This is a genomic window from Sinorhizobium psoraleae (genome assembly GCF_013283645.1).
Taxonomy (GTDB): domain Bacteria; phylum Pseudomonadota; class Alphaproteobacteria; order Rhizobiales; family Rhizobiaceae; genus Sinorhizobium; species Sinorhizobium psoraleae.
In genome coordinates this window covers 638,337-652,226 of sequence record NZ_JABEKV010000003.1, presented here as the reverse complement: position 1 = coordinate 652,226, position 13,890 = coordinate 638,337, and the positions used below count along the sequence as shown (strand labels likewise).

Annotated in this window: 15 protein-coding genes; 1 reads left to right on the top strand and 14 read right to left on the bottom strand. The window is 62.3% G+C overall.

Annotated elements, in window-relative coordinates:
- Positions 1-2 precede the first annotated feature (2 nt).
- From nuoE to ILFOPFJJ_RS18765, 13 genes are all read right to left on the bottom strand, one after another.
- The gene (nuoE, locus tag ILFOPFJJ_RS18825) at positions 3-515 is read right to left on the bottom strand and encodes an NADH-quinone oxidoreductase subunit NuoE (RefSeq protein WP_173512075.1); all 513 of its coding nucleotides are present in this window, start codon (positions 513-515) and stop codon (positions 3-5) included.
- Between the two features lie 17 nt (positions 516-532).
- Positions 533-1,747: an NADH dehydrogenase (quinone) subunit D gene (gene nuoD / locus ILFOPFJJ_RS18820; RefSeq protein ID WP_173512074.1), complete on the bottom strand. Its 1,215-nt coding sequence runs from the start codon at positions 1,745-1,747 to the stop codon at positions 533-535.
- Between the two features lie 89 nt (positions 1,748-1,836).
- A complete protein-coding gene (locus ILFOPFJJ_RS18815; RefSeq protein ID WP_173512073.1) occupies positions 1,837-2,373 on the bottom strand; it encodes an NADH-quinone oxidoreductase subunit C in 537 nt (178 codons plus the stop codon).
- A complete protein-coding gene (gene nuoB / locus ILFOPFJJ_RS18810; protein ID WP_173512072.1) occupies positions 2,370-2,873 on the bottom strand; it encodes an NADH-quinone oxidoreductase subunit NuoB in 504 nt (167 codons plus the stop codon). Before nuoB ends, ILFOPFJJ_RS18815 begins: the two co-directional genes overlap by 4 nt.
- A complete protein-coding gene (locus tag ILFOPFJJ_RS18805; protein WP_173512071.1) occupies positions 2,861-3,226 on the bottom strand; it encodes an NADH-quinone oxidoreductase subunit A in 366 nt (121 codons plus the stop codon). Before ILFOPFJJ_RS18805 ends, nuoB begins: the two co-directional genes overlap by 13 nt.
- Positions 3,227-3,481: 255 nt before the next feature.
- The gene (locus tag ILFOPFJJ_RS18800; RefSeq protein WP_173512070.1) at positions 3,482-4,921 is read right to left on the bottom strand and encodes an NADH-quinone oxidoreductase subunit N; all 1,440 of its coding nucleotides are present in this window, start codon (positions 4,919-4,921) and stop codon (positions 3,482-3,484) included.
- Complete coding sequence (locus tag ILFOPFJJ_RS18795; protein ID WP_173512069.1) at positions 4,918-6,393, bottom strand: NADH-quinone oxidoreductase subunit M; 1,476 nt, start codon at positions 6,391-6,393, stop codon at positions 4,918-4,920. The genes ILFOPFJJ_RS18800 and ILFOPFJJ_RS18795 overlap by 4 nt, the downstream gene beginning before the upstream one ends.
- Positions 6,394-6,401: 8 nt before the next feature.
- Positions 6,402-8,177 carry a Na(+)/H(+) antiporter subunit D gene (locus tag ILFOPFJJ_RS18790; protein ID WP_173512068.1) on the bottom strand — a complete coding sequence of 592 codons (1,776 nt, stop codon included), beginning with the start codon at positions 8,175-8,177 and terminating at the stop codon, positions 6,402-6,404.
- Positions 8,170-8,424: a hypothetical protein gene (locus ILFOPFJJ_RS18785; protein ID WP_173512067.1), complete on the bottom strand. Its 255-nt coding sequence runs from the start codon at positions 8,422-8,424 to the stop codon at positions 8,170-8,172. Before ILFOPFJJ_RS18785 ends, ILFOPFJJ_RS18790 begins: the two co-directional genes overlap by 8 nt.
- Entirely contained in the window at positions 8,421-9,884 is a 1,464-nt protein-coding gene (locus ILFOPFJJ_RS18780; RefSeq protein ID WP_173512066.1) for a monovalent cation/H+ antiporter subunit D family protein, read from the bottom strand. The genes ILFOPFJJ_RS18785 and ILFOPFJJ_RS18780 overlap by 4 nt, the downstream gene beginning before the upstream one ends.
- Positions 9,885-9,888: 4 nt before the next feature.
- Positions 9,889-10,191 carry an NADH-quinone oxidoreductase subunit NuoK gene (nuoK, locus tag ILFOPFJJ_RS18775; RefSeq protein WP_173512065.1) on the bottom strand — a complete coding sequence of 101 codons (303 nt, stop codon included), beginning with the start codon at positions 10,189-10,191 and terminating at the stop codon, positions 9,889-9,891.
- On the bottom strand, positions 10,191-10,691 hold the full coding sequence (locus tag ILFOPFJJ_RS18770) for an NADH-quinone oxidoreductase subunit J family protein (protein ID WP_173512064.1): 501 nt from the start codon (positions 10,689-10,691) through the stop codon (positions 10,191-10,193). The genes nuoK and ILFOPFJJ_RS18770 overlap by 1 nt, the downstream gene beginning before the upstream one ends.
- A gap of 104 nt (positions 10,692-10,795) precedes the next feature.
- A complete protein-coding gene (locus ILFOPFJJ_RS18765) occupies positions 10,796-10,999 on the bottom strand; it encodes a hypothetical protein (protein ID WP_173512063.1) in 204 nt (67 codons plus the stop codon).
- 538 nt (positions 11,000-11,537) lie between these two features.
- On the opposite strand from ILFOPFJJ_RS18765, the gene ILFOPFJJ_RS18760 reads away from it, so the two are divergent.
- Positions 11,538-12,614, top strand: a complete 1,077-nt coding sequence (locus ILFOPFJJ_RS18760; RefSeq protein ID WP_173512062.1) for a DUF445 domain-containing protein — start codon at positions 11,538-11,540, stop codon at positions 12,612-12,614.
- Between the two features lie 75 nt (positions 12,615-12,689).
- Here the strand turns inward: ILFOPFJJ_RS18760 and ILFOPFJJ_RS18755 are convergent, their stop codons facing one another.
- The gene (locus tag ILFOPFJJ_RS18755; RefSeq protein WP_173512061.1) at positions 12,690-13,790 is read right to left on the bottom strand and encodes a LacI family DNA-binding transcriptional regulator; all 1,101 of its coding nucleotides are present in this window, start codon (positions 13,788-13,790) and stop codon (positions 12,690-12,692) included.
- Between the last annotated feature and the right edge of the window lie 100 nt (positions 13,791-13,890).

The window sequence follows — 13,890 nt, the reverse complement described above, 5'->3', positions numbered from 1 at the left end:
CGCTATTCTCCCGGCAACCCTGCGGCGGCGAGATCGGCGCCAGTCGCTTGCCGCACCGTCGCGCGCAGCCTGTCCAAAAGCGCGTCGACCCGGGCAATGTCGAGGTCGCCGTGATAGTCGTCGCCGACCTGCATCACCGGGGCCATCTCGCAAGCGCCGAGGCATTCGACGGTCGAAAGCGTGAACAGCCCGTCCGTGGTCGTGCCGCCCTTCTTGATCCCGAGGACATCCTCTAGATGCCTCAGCAGGTTCTCGCAGCCGCACAGCATGCAGGAGACATTGTCGCAGAGCTGCAGATGGAACATGCCCACCGGCTCGGTATGGAAGAGGGTGTAGAAGGTCGCCAGTTCGTAGACCCAGATCCGCTCGACGCCGAGGATGTCGGCGACCTCTTCCAGCACCGGGCCGGGCAGATGGCCATGTTCCTTCTGCGCGATCAGGAGCGCGGGCATGATCGCCGAGCGCTGGTCGGGATACCGCGCCGCCGCCTGTTCGATCTCTTCGCGCATGGTCATCGCGTTTAAATCTCCTGCTACTTGTCCACCTCCGCCATGACAGGATCGAGGCTGCCGAGCACGGCGATCATGTCCGCCAGATAGTGGGCGTTGGTGACCCCGAAGAGTGCCTGAAGGTTGACGAACGAGGGTGCCCGCACCTTCATGCGGAACGGTTTCGGCGACCCGTCGCTGATGATGTAGAAGCCGAGTTCGCCCTTTGGCGCCTCGATCGCCGAATAGACCTCGCCCTTCGGCACATTGAAGCCATAGGCCGACAGGTCGAAATGCTGGATCAGCGCCTCCATCGAGCAATGCACCCGCTCCTTGTCCACCGGGAAGGCGATGGTCGGCATGTCGATTTGGAATGGCCCTTCGGGCATCTGGTCGAGACATTGCTCGATGATCCGGACGCTTTCGCGCATCTCCTCGACCCGGCATTGCCAGCGCGCGTAACAATCGCCCTCGTTCCGGGTAATGACCTTGAAGTCGAGCCGATCGTAGATTTCGTAGGGCTCGTCGCGCCGGATATCCCAGTCTACGCCCGAGGCGCGCAGGTTCGGGCCGCTCAGGCCAAGGTCAATGCCGTCCTCGGCGGAGATCACCCCGATCCCCTCGGTGCGCTTCAGGAACACGCGGTTGTTCTCGAGCAGCCGTTCGTAGTCGCGGATCCGGTTCGGGAAGATGTCGCAGAACTCTCTGATCTTCGGGAAGAAGCCGTCCGGAAGATCCTCGCGCACACCGCCGACCCGGCAGAAGGAGGTATGCATCCGCGCCCCGCTGACCATCTCCAACAGGTCCATGATCATTTCGCGCTCGCGCATGGCATAAAGCAGCGCGGTCATGGCGCCGAGATCCATCGGCAGCGCGCCGGTGATCAGCAGATGGCCGGAGATCCGCGCCAGTTCCGCCATGAGCACGCGTATATACTGCGCGCGGATCGGCGCTTCGATGCCCAGGAGCTTCTCGACTGCCAGCGCGAAGGCCAGGTTGTTCGAGGGCGGGCAGACATAGTCGAGCCTGTCGGTGAGCGGGAATATCTGGGTGTAGGTGAAGCTCTCGGCCAGTTTCTCGGTGCCGCGGTGCAGATAACCGATATGCGGGTCGACGCGGGAGACATACTCGCCGTCCAGCTCGAGGACGAGCCGCAGCACCCCATGCGTGCTGGGATGTTGCGGGCCGAGATTGAGAAGCACCTCCTTGGTGTCGAGTGCCTCGCCTTGCGGCCTCATGAGCTCAGTGACTTCGGTCATCTCACATTTCCCGGTGTCGAGCGGCCTCCGTTAAATCAGTTGATGCGGGATGCGGGCGGAAAACCGCACACACTTTTCCTCATCCCGCTCTAAGGGATGTCCTTGGTGGCAAGGTCTGGCTGGGTCGGCGGTGCGCCTTCGGCGCCGAACGGGTTCAGCTCGTCCTTGTAGCCCCGGAGCGGAAAATCCTTGCGCTGCGGGAAGCCCTCGAACCCTTCCCACATGTAGATCCGGCGCAGGTCGGGATGGCCTTCGAACCTGATCCCGTACATGTCCCAGGCCTCGCGCTCATGCCAGTTGGCGGTGCGCCAGACCCCCGTCACCGAGGGTACCCGCGGCGGATCGCCGAGGCGGCACTTGATCCGAACGCGCCATTTGTTCGGCAGCGAATAGAGGTGGTAAACCGCCTCATATCGCGGTGCCTCGGGGTGGTGATCGACCCCGCAGATGTCGGACAGGAAATCGAACCGCAGTGCCGGGTGTTCCTTCAGGAAACGACAAAGCTCGACGAGCTTGTCGGGCGGAGAGGCAAAAGCGTGAACCCCGTGCGAGAAGCCGAGCTCTTCGATTGCCCCTCCGAAACGTTCCGTGATCAAGGTGCGGATGAGAGACGTCTCCGCGCTCATGGCAGGGCGATCCTCTCCAGCGGCGTCCCGGCGAGCGCCCTGGACTTCTTGATCTTCTCCTGAAGCAGAAGGAAGCCGTGCATAAGCGCCTCGGGCCGCGGCGGACAGCCGGGCACATGCACGTCCACCGGCACGAAGGTTTCCGCGCCCTGTACCACGGCATAAGTGTTGTAGACCCCACCCGAGATGGCGCAGGTGCCCATGGCGATGACCCAGCGCGGCTCCGGCATCTGGTCGTAGAGCCGGCGCACCACTGGCGCGAACTTCCGCGTTATGGTGCCGGCGATGATCATCACATCCGATTGACGCGGCGACGGCCGGAACACCACGCCGAACCGGTCGAGATCGTAGCGGGCGCACCCCGCGGAGATCATCTCGATGGCGCAGCAGGCAATTCCGAAGGTCTCCGGCCACAGCGCCGATCTTCGGCCCCAGTTGATGATGCTGTCGGCCGTGGTGAACAGAACGCTGTCGCGGATCGCGTTGTTTACGCCTCCCATTCCAGCGCCCCTTTCAGCCAGGCGTAGGCGAAGCCCACGATAAGCAGCAACATGAAGACGAACATCTCGACATAGCCTACCAGCCCGATCTCTTTCAGGACGACAGCCCAGGGAAAGAGGAACATCGCCTCGACATCGAAGACCACCAGCAGGATCGCAAGAATGAAGAACTGCACCCTCAGGCGGCCGCTGGCGGCCTCGCCAGCCGGGTCCATGCCGCATTCATAGGGCATGTTCTTCGCGGGATAGGGATTGGACGGGCGCAGCAGCGAAGAGACAAAAAGCGTCGCCAGCGCCACCAGAACAATTCCGGCGACCATGAAAAGAACCGGCAGGAATTCCATTGGGGTCATAATTCCGTCCCCGTCACCCACCTGCGGCGCCGCGCGTCTTCTCGGACGCGCAAAGGACGCTGTAGCACTTTGAATGCTGCATGTTTTTACTCTTAAACCGGCTAGGGTTTAAGGATACATGCAGTAGGGCTTTGCTCGCGCCGAGACCGATCCAGTTCGGGACCGGTGATGCGGTCGCCCGGAAAGCCGACTTGGGCAATCCTTTCTTGACCAGTCAGTCTATTCCGCCGGGCGGATCATTGCAAATCCAATCGATTAGCCGCCGAAGACCGAGCGCTGAGCAAGCCCCAGAAACCACGCCGGAAACAGGCCGATGCCGATGGTGCCGGCGGCGGTGAAGGCGAGCGTGGCGCGGACCAGGGGCGTCAACGCCGGTTCGAACGTTCTCTCCGGCTCGCGCATGTAGATCACCATGACAATGCGGATGTAAAAGTAGGCGGCGACGGCACTCAGCAGCACGGCAATCACCGCCAGCATGACAAAACCTTGCTCGACAAGTGCTACCAGCACGTAGAACTTGGCAAAGAATCCGGCCGTCGGCGGAATACCGGCCAGCGAGAACAGAAAGAGCAGCATCAGAAATGCCAGACCGGGATACGACTTGGCGAAACCCGCGTAATCTTCGATGACCTCGCCCGAGAAATCGCCGTTCCGCATCATGATGACGGTGCCGAAGATGCCGAGGTTCATGAAAGCGTAGATCAGAAGATAGAACATCACGCTGGCGATGCCGTCCTGACCGCCGGCCACCACGCCGAGGATGGCGAAGCCGGCATGGGCGATGCTCGAATAGGCGAGGACGCGCTTGAAATTATCCTGCACCAGCGCCACGAAACTGCCGAGCGCCATTGTCACCACCGCAATCACCGCGACGATGATCCAAACGTCCGAGGCTGCGACCAGAGGGTTGAGGAACACGCGCAGGATCACCGCAAAGCCCGCCGCCTTGGGGCCGACCGACATGAAGGCGGTGATCGTCGTCGGCGCGCCTTCATAGACGTCTGGCACCCACATATGGAACGGCACCGCGCCGACCTTGAAGACCAGCCCGGCAACGATGAAGACCACCGCCAGCAACAGTCCCGGATCGAGGGGATTGCCGCTCACCGCCGCGGCCATCGCGTCCAATTGTGTGGTGCCGGTAAGGCCATAGACCAGCGAAACGCCGTAAAGAAAGATCCCGGTCGAGGCCGCGCCAAGGATGACGTATTTCAGCGCCGCTTCGTTGGACCGCCGCTCTCCCCGCAGAAAGCCGGTCAGCACATAGGTGCACAGTACCATCAGTTCGAGGCCCACATAGATCGACAGGAGATCGGTCGCCGAGGCCAGGATCATCATGCCCGAAAGTGCGAAGAGCAGCAGGACATAATATTCGCTGCTCCCGATCCCTTCTATGTCGGCATATTTTCGCGAAAGCAGGAATGTGAGGACGGTCGCAAGGTAGAACACGAACTTGAAGAAGACCGCGAAGCGGTCGGCGATGAACATGCCCGTGTAGGCTGGCCGCACTTCGCCCGCCAGCATGAGTGTCAGCAAGGCGGCAATCAGCACCACCGCCACGGAAGCCCAGACAAGGAAATGTTCCTGCCCCTTCGGCACAAGCTGTCCCACGATCAGCAGGATGCAGGCCCCGGTGACCACGACGATCTCGGGCAGGCTTGCCAGAACCGACTGGAAAAGCTCAGCGGCGGTCATTGGCCGCTCTCCCTGTCATGCACCTGCGTCAGCAGATGTTTCACCGAGGCGTCCATGACGTCGAGAAATGGCTTTGGATAGAGCCCGACCCAAAGCACGAAGACGGCCAGCGGCAGGATCGCAGTGATCTCGCGACCGTTTACGTCGTGTATCTTGAACTGGGCGCGGGCGCTGACCGGACCAAGCGCGACCTTCCTGTACATGCCAAGCAGGTAGGCCGCGCCCAGCAATGCGCCCAGGACGGCGGCAGCGCCGACGGCGAAGTTTGCCGCAAACCCGCCCGACAGCACGAGCAACTCGCCCACGAACGAATTCGTTCCCGGTAACGCCATCGACGACAGCGTGAACAGCGCGAGGAACGCGGTATAGACCGGCGCCACCTTCATCAGCCCGCCATAGTCGGCGATGCTGCGGGTATGGGTCCGTTCGTAGATCAGGCCGACGAACAGGAAAAGGGCGCCGGTCGTCACGCCGTGATTGAACATCTGCAGGATGCCGCCTTCGAGCCCGCGGAGGTTCAGCGCAAAGATGCCCATGGTGACGAAGCCCATGTGGCTGATGCTCGAATAGGCCACCAGTTTCTTCAGGTCGTCCTGCGCCAGCGCGAGAAACCCGCCATAAACGATCGCCAGCGCCGAAAGCGCCAGCATCAGCGTCGAATAATACACCGACGCCTCCGGTAGCATCGGCAGCGAGAACCGCAGGAACCCGTAGGCGCCCATCTTCAGGAGCACGCCGGCAAGAATGATGCTGCCCGCCGTCGGCGCCTGCACATGGGCGTCCGGCAGCCAGGTATGGACCGGAACCATGGGTACCTTGACCGCAAAAGCGATGAGGAAGGCGAAGAACAGCCAGGACTGAACCTGGAACGGCAGATCCTGCGCTGTCAGAGCGAGGATGTCGAAGGTCTCGCCGCCCTGGAAATAGAGAACAATGACGCCGACCAGGAACAGGAGGCTACCCGCCAGCGTGTAAAGGAAGAACTTGAACGCCGCATAGACCCGACCGTCGCCGCCCCAGACACCGATGATCAGGTACATCGGGATCAGCATCGCCTCCCAGAAGACATAGAACAGGAAAAGATCGAGCGCGCAGAATACCCCCAGCACCAGCGCCTGCATGGCGAGCAGACTGATCATGAACTCCTTCACCTTGCGGTCGATCGCTACCCATGAGGCAAGCACGCAGATCCAGCCCAACAGCGCGGTCAGGAACACGAAAAGCGCGCTGATCCCGTCGACGCCGAGCGCATAGGTGATGCCGAGGGCGGGCACCCACGGGCGCCTCTCGGTGAACTGCATCTCATGCGTCGTGGTGTCGAAGCCGGCAAGCATCACGATCGAGAGAGCGAAATCGAGAACGGTGAAACCGAGCGCCGTCCACCGGACCGCATCGTCGTTGCGCAGAAACATCAGGAGCGCCGCCCCGGCGGCCGGCATGAAGACGATGAGGCTGAGCAGTGGGACCGTCATCGCACCCCCTATTGCCACGCAACGGCGAATATGGCCGTAGCCGCGATCACACCGGCGATCATCGCCAGCGCGTAATGGGTCACGACGCCGGTCTGGAGGCGCCGCAACGTCCCGCCGCCATTGAGGATCGCGCGGGCGACGCCATTCACCACGGCATCCACGGCGTTGAGATCGACCCGCAGCCCCGCCCGCGCGGTCCCATGCAGGAAGGGCAGCGCCGCGGTCTCGGACACGTTGCTGACCGCCTTCTCGTAGCGGGCCAGCGGTTTTTCGGCGAGCCACATGAAGGTTCGCGCGCCCTTGCGGTAGAACCAGTCGGTATCGATGCTGATCGTGTTCTCCGGATCGAGCGCCCTGAGGAACAGCACGAAACCCAGTGCGGTGAACATCAGCACGCCGAGGCTCTCGGTGATATGAACGCCGGTATAGGGTTCGAAGTCGACCGGGTAGGGAAGAAGCGCGTAAAGCGGCTGAGGGAAAACCCCGATTGCAATACAGAGCGCCGCCGCCATGCCCATCGCAACCAGCATGTTGCCGGGCGGCTCCCGCGCCTCCAGCTTCCGGTCCGTGCCGAAGAACATGTAGTATGGGAGCTTGAGCCCCGTGTGCAGGAACGTCCCGGACGACGCCATCGTCAACGCCAGCAACACCAGCGCGCGGTGATCCTGCCCGGCAGCGGCCACCACCATCGACTTGGTGACGAAGCCCGAGAAGAACGGAAATGCCGAGATGGCAAAGGCGCCGACCATGTACAGCGCCACCGTCAGCGGCATGCTTCTGTAGAGCCCGCCGAGCTCGGTGAGCTTGCGCCGCCCGGTGACGTGGATCACCGCGCCGGCCCCCATGAACAGGAGCCCCTTGTAGAGGATATGCGCGAAAGCATGACTGGTGGCACCGTTCACCGCCATTTCGGTCCCGATGCCGACGCCCGCCACCATGTAGCCCACCTGGCTGACGATGTGATAGGCGAGAAGCCGCCGGCTGTCGTTTTCGAGCACCGCGTAGACGACGCCGTATAGCGCCATCGCGGTGCCGAGCCAGACCAGCAGTTCGGTGCCGGGAAACGCTCGCGCCAGCACATAGACGGCGGTCTTGGTGGTGAAGGCGCTCATGAACACCGCCCCGGTGACGGTCGCCTCCGGATAGGCGTCGGTGAGCCAGGCGTTGAGCGGCGGCACGGCTGCATTGAGCAGGAACCCGGCAAGAATCAGATAGGCGCCAGCGCCCATTCCTCCCCCGATTGGGCCTCCTTCTATTGGACCGAAGAGTAGCGAGCCGGTGGCGAGCCCGTGGAGAACGATGCCGCCCAGCAGGGCGACTCCGCCGGTGATATGGACCATGAGGTAGCGGAACGCGGCGCGGGTCGCGCGCTCGCCTCCCTGGGCGAAAACCAGATAGGCAGAGGCAAACGCCATGCCCTCCCAGAACAGGTAAAGGGTCAGGTAGTCGCCGGCAAACACCACGCCGAGCGCACTGCCGACATAGACGAACGCCGCCACGTGCTGGCCGGGGCGCGTCAGGTGCAGCGCATAGACCATGCCGATCAGCGCCATGATGGTGAAAACGGTGGCAAAGACGATCGTCAGCCTGTCGATCTTCGCAACGAGGATTTCCTGCCCGATGAACTGCGCCGCGCCATAGCTGCCGGGCTGGACAGTGAGCACTGCAAGGATAGCTAGCACCGGGATCAGCACCAGATAGGCCTTGCGGAGCGTCCCCTTCAGGAAGGGGATCGGCACGGCGCCAAGAATGAACAGCAGGGCGGGATGGACAAAGTCAATCATAATAGTCCTCGCGCCGCATGAGGCCGCCCTGATGGCCGAGGAACTTGGAAACGAAAATCAGCAGCACGCAGGAGCCGAAGCCGTAGACGGCCGACCAGCCAGGCAGGCCCTCCCACAGGTATTCCGCATGTTCGCGGGGGACGAGAAAGTCGGCGACGACGATCAGGACGAGCACCAGATAGAACAGCCGGCGCCGCCGTGTCGCATGGGTCTCGTCGCCAAAGAAACCGACGATGCGCTCGATCATCCGACCACTCCTTCCGCCAAAGCAAGGAAATAGCCGGGGAAGATGCCCATCAACACCGACAGGACGGCCGTCGCAACCAGAGGGACCGTCACCAACGGAATTTCGCGGACCGTCGCCGGGCTCTCCGGCGCCTCCGCCCCGAAAAAGGCGACGTAGCTGACCGGTAGGAAATAGGCGGCGTTCAGGACCGAACTCGCCAGCAGCACGATCAGGAACGCCACCTCCCCCGCCTCGACCGAGCCCAGCGTCAGATACCACTTACTGACGAAGCCTGCGGTCGGCGGCACGCCTATCATGCTGAGCGAGGCGACGAAGAACGCCCCCATGGTCCAGGGCAGCCTCCGGCCGATACCGGCCATGTCGCTGATGTTTCGCTTGCCGGACGCGCAATAGATCGACCCGGCGCAAAAAAAGAGAGTGATCTTGGAAAACGCGTGCGCCGCGATGTGGATGATTCCGCCGACCATCGCGACGGGCGAGAGGAGCACCGCGCCCAGCACCACGTAGGAGAGCTGGCTCACCGTCGAATAGGCGAGCCGCGCCTTCAGGTCGTCCCGCGTCAGCGCGTAGACGGACGCCATCAGGATGGTGAACGAGACCAGATAGGCCGTGGCGATGCCCAGTCCCAACCCGCCAACGAGCCCCACGCCGAAGACATGGAACACCACCCGCAGCACGCAGAACACGCCCATCTTGACCACGGCGACCGCATGCAGGAGCGCGCTAACCGGTGTCGGCGCCACCATCGCGGCAGGCAGCCAGGCGTGCATCGGCATCACAGCGGCCTTGGCGAAACCGAACAGATAGCAGAAATAGACGACCGTCAGCAGCGGGCCCGACGCATCGGCCCCCGCCAGCAGCCCCCCCGCCACGAAGTCGAGTGAACCCGCGACATGGTAAGTCAGCGCCAGCGCGGCAAGCAGCGCGCTTTTCGATGCGCCCATCAGGTAGACGAGGTATTTGCGGCTGCCCTTCCACCCCTCTTCGTCCTCGTGATGGTAGACGAGCGGGTAGGTCACGAGGCTTAAGACCTCGTAGAAGATCACCAGCGTGAACAGATTGGCGGAGAAAGCGCCGCCGACGGCCGCCGCGAGGCTCGTGGCGAAACAGGCGAAAAATCGGGTCTGCGCGTGCTCGTTCAGGTGCCGCATGTAGCCGATCGAATAGATCGCCGCCACGATCCACAGCAGCGACGAGACGGTGGCAAACACCATGCCGAGCGCATCGACCCGGAAGGCGAAGTCGATCCCCGGCAGAATCTCGAACAGGCGCAAATCGACCGTTCCGCCTGCGAGCACCGTCGGCGCCATCGAGGCGACAATTGCGAACATGACGATCGCGGCCAGTGGCGAGACCAGATCCCGGAGTTTTTCGCGCTTGTTCAAAAGGAGAACTGCAAGGGCCGCCAGACCTGCGACGGTGACGGCAGCCAGCGGCCGGATTGATATCACCGGGTCCAAGCCGCTATCCTTTCATCACGGTCACGTCGTCGACCTTGAGGGTGGATTTGTTCCTCACGAGGGCGACCAGGATGCCGAGGGCGACGGCAACCTCCGCTGCAGTGGTTGCGATGACGAAGATCGCAAATATCTGCCCACGGAAATCGGCGTAGTAGCGCCCGAAAGCGATGAAATTGATATTGACCGAGTTGAGCAGCAGCTCCAGCGACATCAGCACGATCAGGATATTACGCCTGACCAGCACGCCGGCCGCTCCGATCACGAACAGGACCACTCCGAGCAAAACATACCACCAGAGCGGAACCATCACCCCGACTCCTTCCGCGCCAGCATGATGGCGCCGACGAGCGCCGCCAGAAGGATGATGGAGGCGACTTCAAACGGCAGGAGATAGTCGGCGAAGAGTGTCGTGCTGAGTTCTCTGATCTGATCGCCGCCCCGCGCGGCAACGGGCTCGGTGGCCGAAAAGCGGTCGCTCCAGAGCACCAGCACGAGCATTTCTATCCCGAGCAGGACGAGCAGCACTAGAGCCGGCAGGTTTCCGCCCGGCAAAAACCTCTGCAGCACCGCTTCGCGCACGTCGATCATCATGATCACGAACAGGAACAGGACCATGATCGCGCCGACATAGACGAAAATCTGGATGACGGCGAGCAACGGCGCCCCGAGCAGGACGAAGAGCGCCGAGATTTGCAGGAAACAGGTCATCAGTGCCAACGCGCTGTGGACCGGATTGCGCGCGAGAACCACAGTCAGTGCCGTGATCACGGACACCGCAGCGAACAGAAGAAAGAACCCCTGGTCCATCGACGCCGACCCTCCGACGCGAACTGTCGCCCGGCGCGAGACGGCCGGATCTTGGATAGCGCCGCACCCACAAATTGTGCCCTAGTATCGGATGTTCCACAAGATTATTCATCGGCGGTATCGACGGTCCGCCTGATCAGCGACACCGACGTTGCCGCGGCGTCGCTGCGTTCCTCGGCGACGATCAGGCATGAAGCGCGCCGAACTCGCCTGTCATGCCTGATCGACTCGAACAGTATTAGTTGGTGTGGGCGGTCGGTGTCGGCCGCATTGGCCAGATACTGGATCACCAACGCATAGAAGACCAAAGCCGAGGCGGATCCAAGAACGCGTCCTCAGGAGTTGCAGGACACCGATCCCGGCCAGAGTCGAAGCCAGCATAGGGCTCCGCAGGAGCGACCTTTGCGCGTCTGAAAGGACGCGCGGCGCTGTAGGGTGACCAAGACGGACGGATCGGAGTATCGTCGGATACTCACGCTTGGCCGGGCGGCAGCGCCCGCCCGAACAACATGCATCATAGCAGCTCTTGCCATGCTTGTTGATTGGGCGGTTGTCGAGCGTTGAAAGATTTTCCCCGCGACGACCCAAAAGACGCGTCGATGCAAAAGAGGTTGAGCCATGGCCCCTGATCGTATTCGATCACTTGACACCCCAACCCCATCCTCCTCTCCCGGCACTATTCCGCCGCTCCGTGCCGAAGATGCCCTGCGACGTCGGCTGAAACGCAATCGCGCCCTGGCGACATCCCTTCTCATCGGCATGGGCGCCGTCTTCATTGGAACACACTTCATCGCCGATCCCGGCTTCTCGATCGGACTGCTGCGGGCGACGAGCGAGGCCGGAATCGTGGGCGGTCTTGCCGATTGGTTCGCAGTGACCGCGCTCTTTCGGCACCCGCTGGGCCTCCCCATTCCGCACACGGCTATTGTGCCTAAGAGCAAGGATCGCATCGGACAGACCCTGGGCCGTTTCATCGAACGTCACTTCTTTACCCAGGAGGTGCTGATAAAGAAGTTGCGCAACGCTCACGCCGCGCAGCGTTTCGCGACCTGGCTCTCGGCCCCGGCGACTGCACCGGTCATCGCCAATGCTGTCGTCGCCGCGATGCCCTATCTCGTTCGCTCACTGGACAGCCACGATCTGCGCGAGTTCGTCCGCCGAACCCTGGGCAAGCAAATTCGGCAAGCCGACATCGCGCCGGTGATAGGACGCGCGATTCACATGATTACCGAAAGCGGCGAGGCGGATGTCCTGTTCGAGCGCACCCTTGGTGTTGCCGCCCGATGGTTGGAAGAGAACCGCGACCAGATCTATTCCCTCGTTCAACAACGCAGTCGCTGGTGGATACCGCGGACCATAAACCGAAAAATTGCCGACGCAATCATCACCGGTTGTGCCGATCTCCTCAACGATTTGCGGGAGCCGGAGAGCGAGGTCCGGCTGAAATTTCGCCAGGCACTCGCCGGGTTGATCGATGAGCTCCTCAACTCCTCGGAGCAGCGCAAGCAAATCAACGCTTCCAAGAATCGTATCCTCGAGCATCCGGATGTTCAGGCATGGGTTGCGGCGGTGTGGCGCGAGACCTCACGGGTGACGCTTGAGGATCTGTCGCAGCCAAACTCAAAAGCACGCGCAGCCGTTGAGAAAATCTGCATGCTCATCGGCAGGACCCTTGCGAACGACAAGGCGATGCTGAGACATATCGATGCGTTTCTGGAGGAACTTGCCGTCTATCTGGTTTCCTGGCGTCACGAGATTGGCACGTTCGTGGCAGAGGTGGTCAGAAGCTGGGACAGCCCAACGCTCGTCGAGCGCCTGGAACTCGTCGTCGGCAGCGATCTCCAGTACATCCGCATGAACGGTACGATCGTGGGCGCCCTGGCTGGCTGCCTCATCTTCCTCGGCTCCCAGTTGATCGGTTGACGGCATGCGGGGATGCCCGCGCGGAAAAGCACCAGCGCTCACTGTAGTCAATTGAGGAACGGCCACCGACAGCCATCATCGTGACCGACGCAGCGCAGCCACGCCGGAGATCGTCGCGGTCGTTCCCCGCTGGACCAACGGCCCGTCGACCTTGATCGTCATAGGACGCGGCCTCTTACCGTGGATCGCCATGTCGATCAGGATCTCAGCCGCCTTCTGGCCCATCTCGTAGTTCGGCAGCACCAGTGTCGAAAGCGGCGGATGGGTGTAGCGCGCGAGTTCCTGATCGTCATAGCCCATCACCGACAGGTCCTCCGGCACGCGCAGCCCGCGCTCCGAGGCTGCTTCGAGCACCCCGATCGCCATCAGGTCGTTGCCGCAGAAGATCGCGGTTGGCGGATTATCCATCGCAAGCAGGTCGAGGCCTGCCTCGTAGCCGCGCAATGGCAGCCAGTCGCCGTCGCGCACCAATGACTCGTCGAAGGCGATGTCGGCGGTGGCGAGCGCCTGCTTGTAGCCTTTGAGGCGGTCGATCGCCGCGTCCATCCATGGTTCACCGTTGATAAAGCCGATGCGTCGATGTCCGAGGGAGGTCAGATGCGCGGTTGCGGCGAAGCCGCCGGCGACCTCTCCCGGCACGATCGCCATATGCTGGCGCGGCTCGGCATAACAATTCAACAGCACTGTCGGAATATCCGCCAGCTCGCGCGGGACGCTCACCCGGCGAGTGAAGATGGTCGCGTAGATGACGCCGGCGATTGCCGGATCTCGCAAGACGGCGCGCAGCACCGCGCTTTCAAGGTCGGGATTGGAGCGGGTCGCATGGGCGGAGACGAGCAGCCCCTGCTCGAAGGCGTAGTCGCGAATGCCGTCGAGGCTGACGACCGGATGCGGGCTGGTCGATATCTCGTCGACAATGAAGGCGATCGTGTCCTTCTCGATCGCCGGTGCCCGAGCGAAGTCCTGACGTGTGTTCGGCAGCCGGTAGCCGATCTTCTGCGCGGCTTCGCGCACGCGGGTCCTCGTTTCTGCCGAGATGCGGGCACCGGACATTTCGTTGAGCACGAGGGACACGCTCGATTGCGACACGCCAGCGATGCGCGCCACGTCCGTCATCGTCGGCCGCCCGCCGCTCGTTTCTTTCGGCGACGCGTTGCGTCCGTTGCCCTTCGCCATTTCGGCCCCCTGTCGGCGCTGCAGCGCCGCATTGATTTTTGCAAGTGCTAATAACTTTAGCCTTGACTGCTAATATTATTAGCGCAAGGTTTGCCCATGT

Coding starts and splice junctions, on each gene's coding strand:
- ILFOPFJJ_RS18815 (WP_173512073.1), bottom strand. CDS start 2,373: ATGAGCGCGGAGACGTCTCTCATCCGCACCTTGATCACGGAACGTTTC.
- ILFOPFJJ_RS18785 (WP_173512067.1), bottom strand. CDS start 8,424: ATGATCGAGCGCATCGTCGGTTTCTTTGGCGACGAGACCCATGCGACA.
- ILFOPFJJ_RS18805 (WP_173512071.1), bottom strand. CDS start 3,226: ATGACCCCAATGGAATTCCTGCCGGTTCTTTTCATGGTCGCCGGAATT.
- nuoE (WP_173512075.1), bottom strand. CDS start 515: ATGACCATGCGCGAAGAGATCGAACAGGCGGCGGCGCGGTATCCCGAC.
- ILFOPFJJ_RS18800 (WP_173512070.1), bottom strand. CDS start 4,921: ATGACCGCCGCTGAGCTTTTCCAGTCGGTTCTGGCAAGCCTGCCCGAG.
- nuoD (WP_173512074.1), bottom strand. CDS start 1,747: ATGACCGAAGTCACTGAGCTCATGAGGCCGCAAGGCGAGGCACTCGAC.
- ILFOPFJJ_RS18755 (WP_173512061.1), bottom strand. CDS start 13,790: ATGGCGAAGGGCAACGGACGCAACGCGTCGCCGAAAGAAACGAGCGGC.
- ILFOPFJJ_RS18770 (WP_173512064.1), bottom strand. CDS start 10,691: ATGGACCAGGGGTTCTTTCTTCTGTTCGCTGCGGTGTCCGTGATCACG.
- ILFOPFJJ_RS18790 (WP_173512068.1), bottom strand. CDS start 8,177: ATGATTGACTTTGTCCATCCCGCCCTGCTGTTCATTCTTGGCGCCGTG.
- nuoB (WP_173512072.1), bottom strand. CDS start 2,873: ATGGGAGGCGTAAACAACGCGATCCGCGACAGCGTTCTGTTCACCACG.
- nuoK (WP_173512065.1), bottom strand. CDS start 10,191: ATGGTTCCGCTCTGGTGGTATGTTTTGCTCGGAGTGGTCCTGTTCGTG.
- ILFOPFJJ_RS18795 (WP_173512069.1), bottom strand. CDS start 6,393: ATGACGGTCCCACTGCTCAGCCTCATCGTCTTCATGCCGGCCGCCGGG.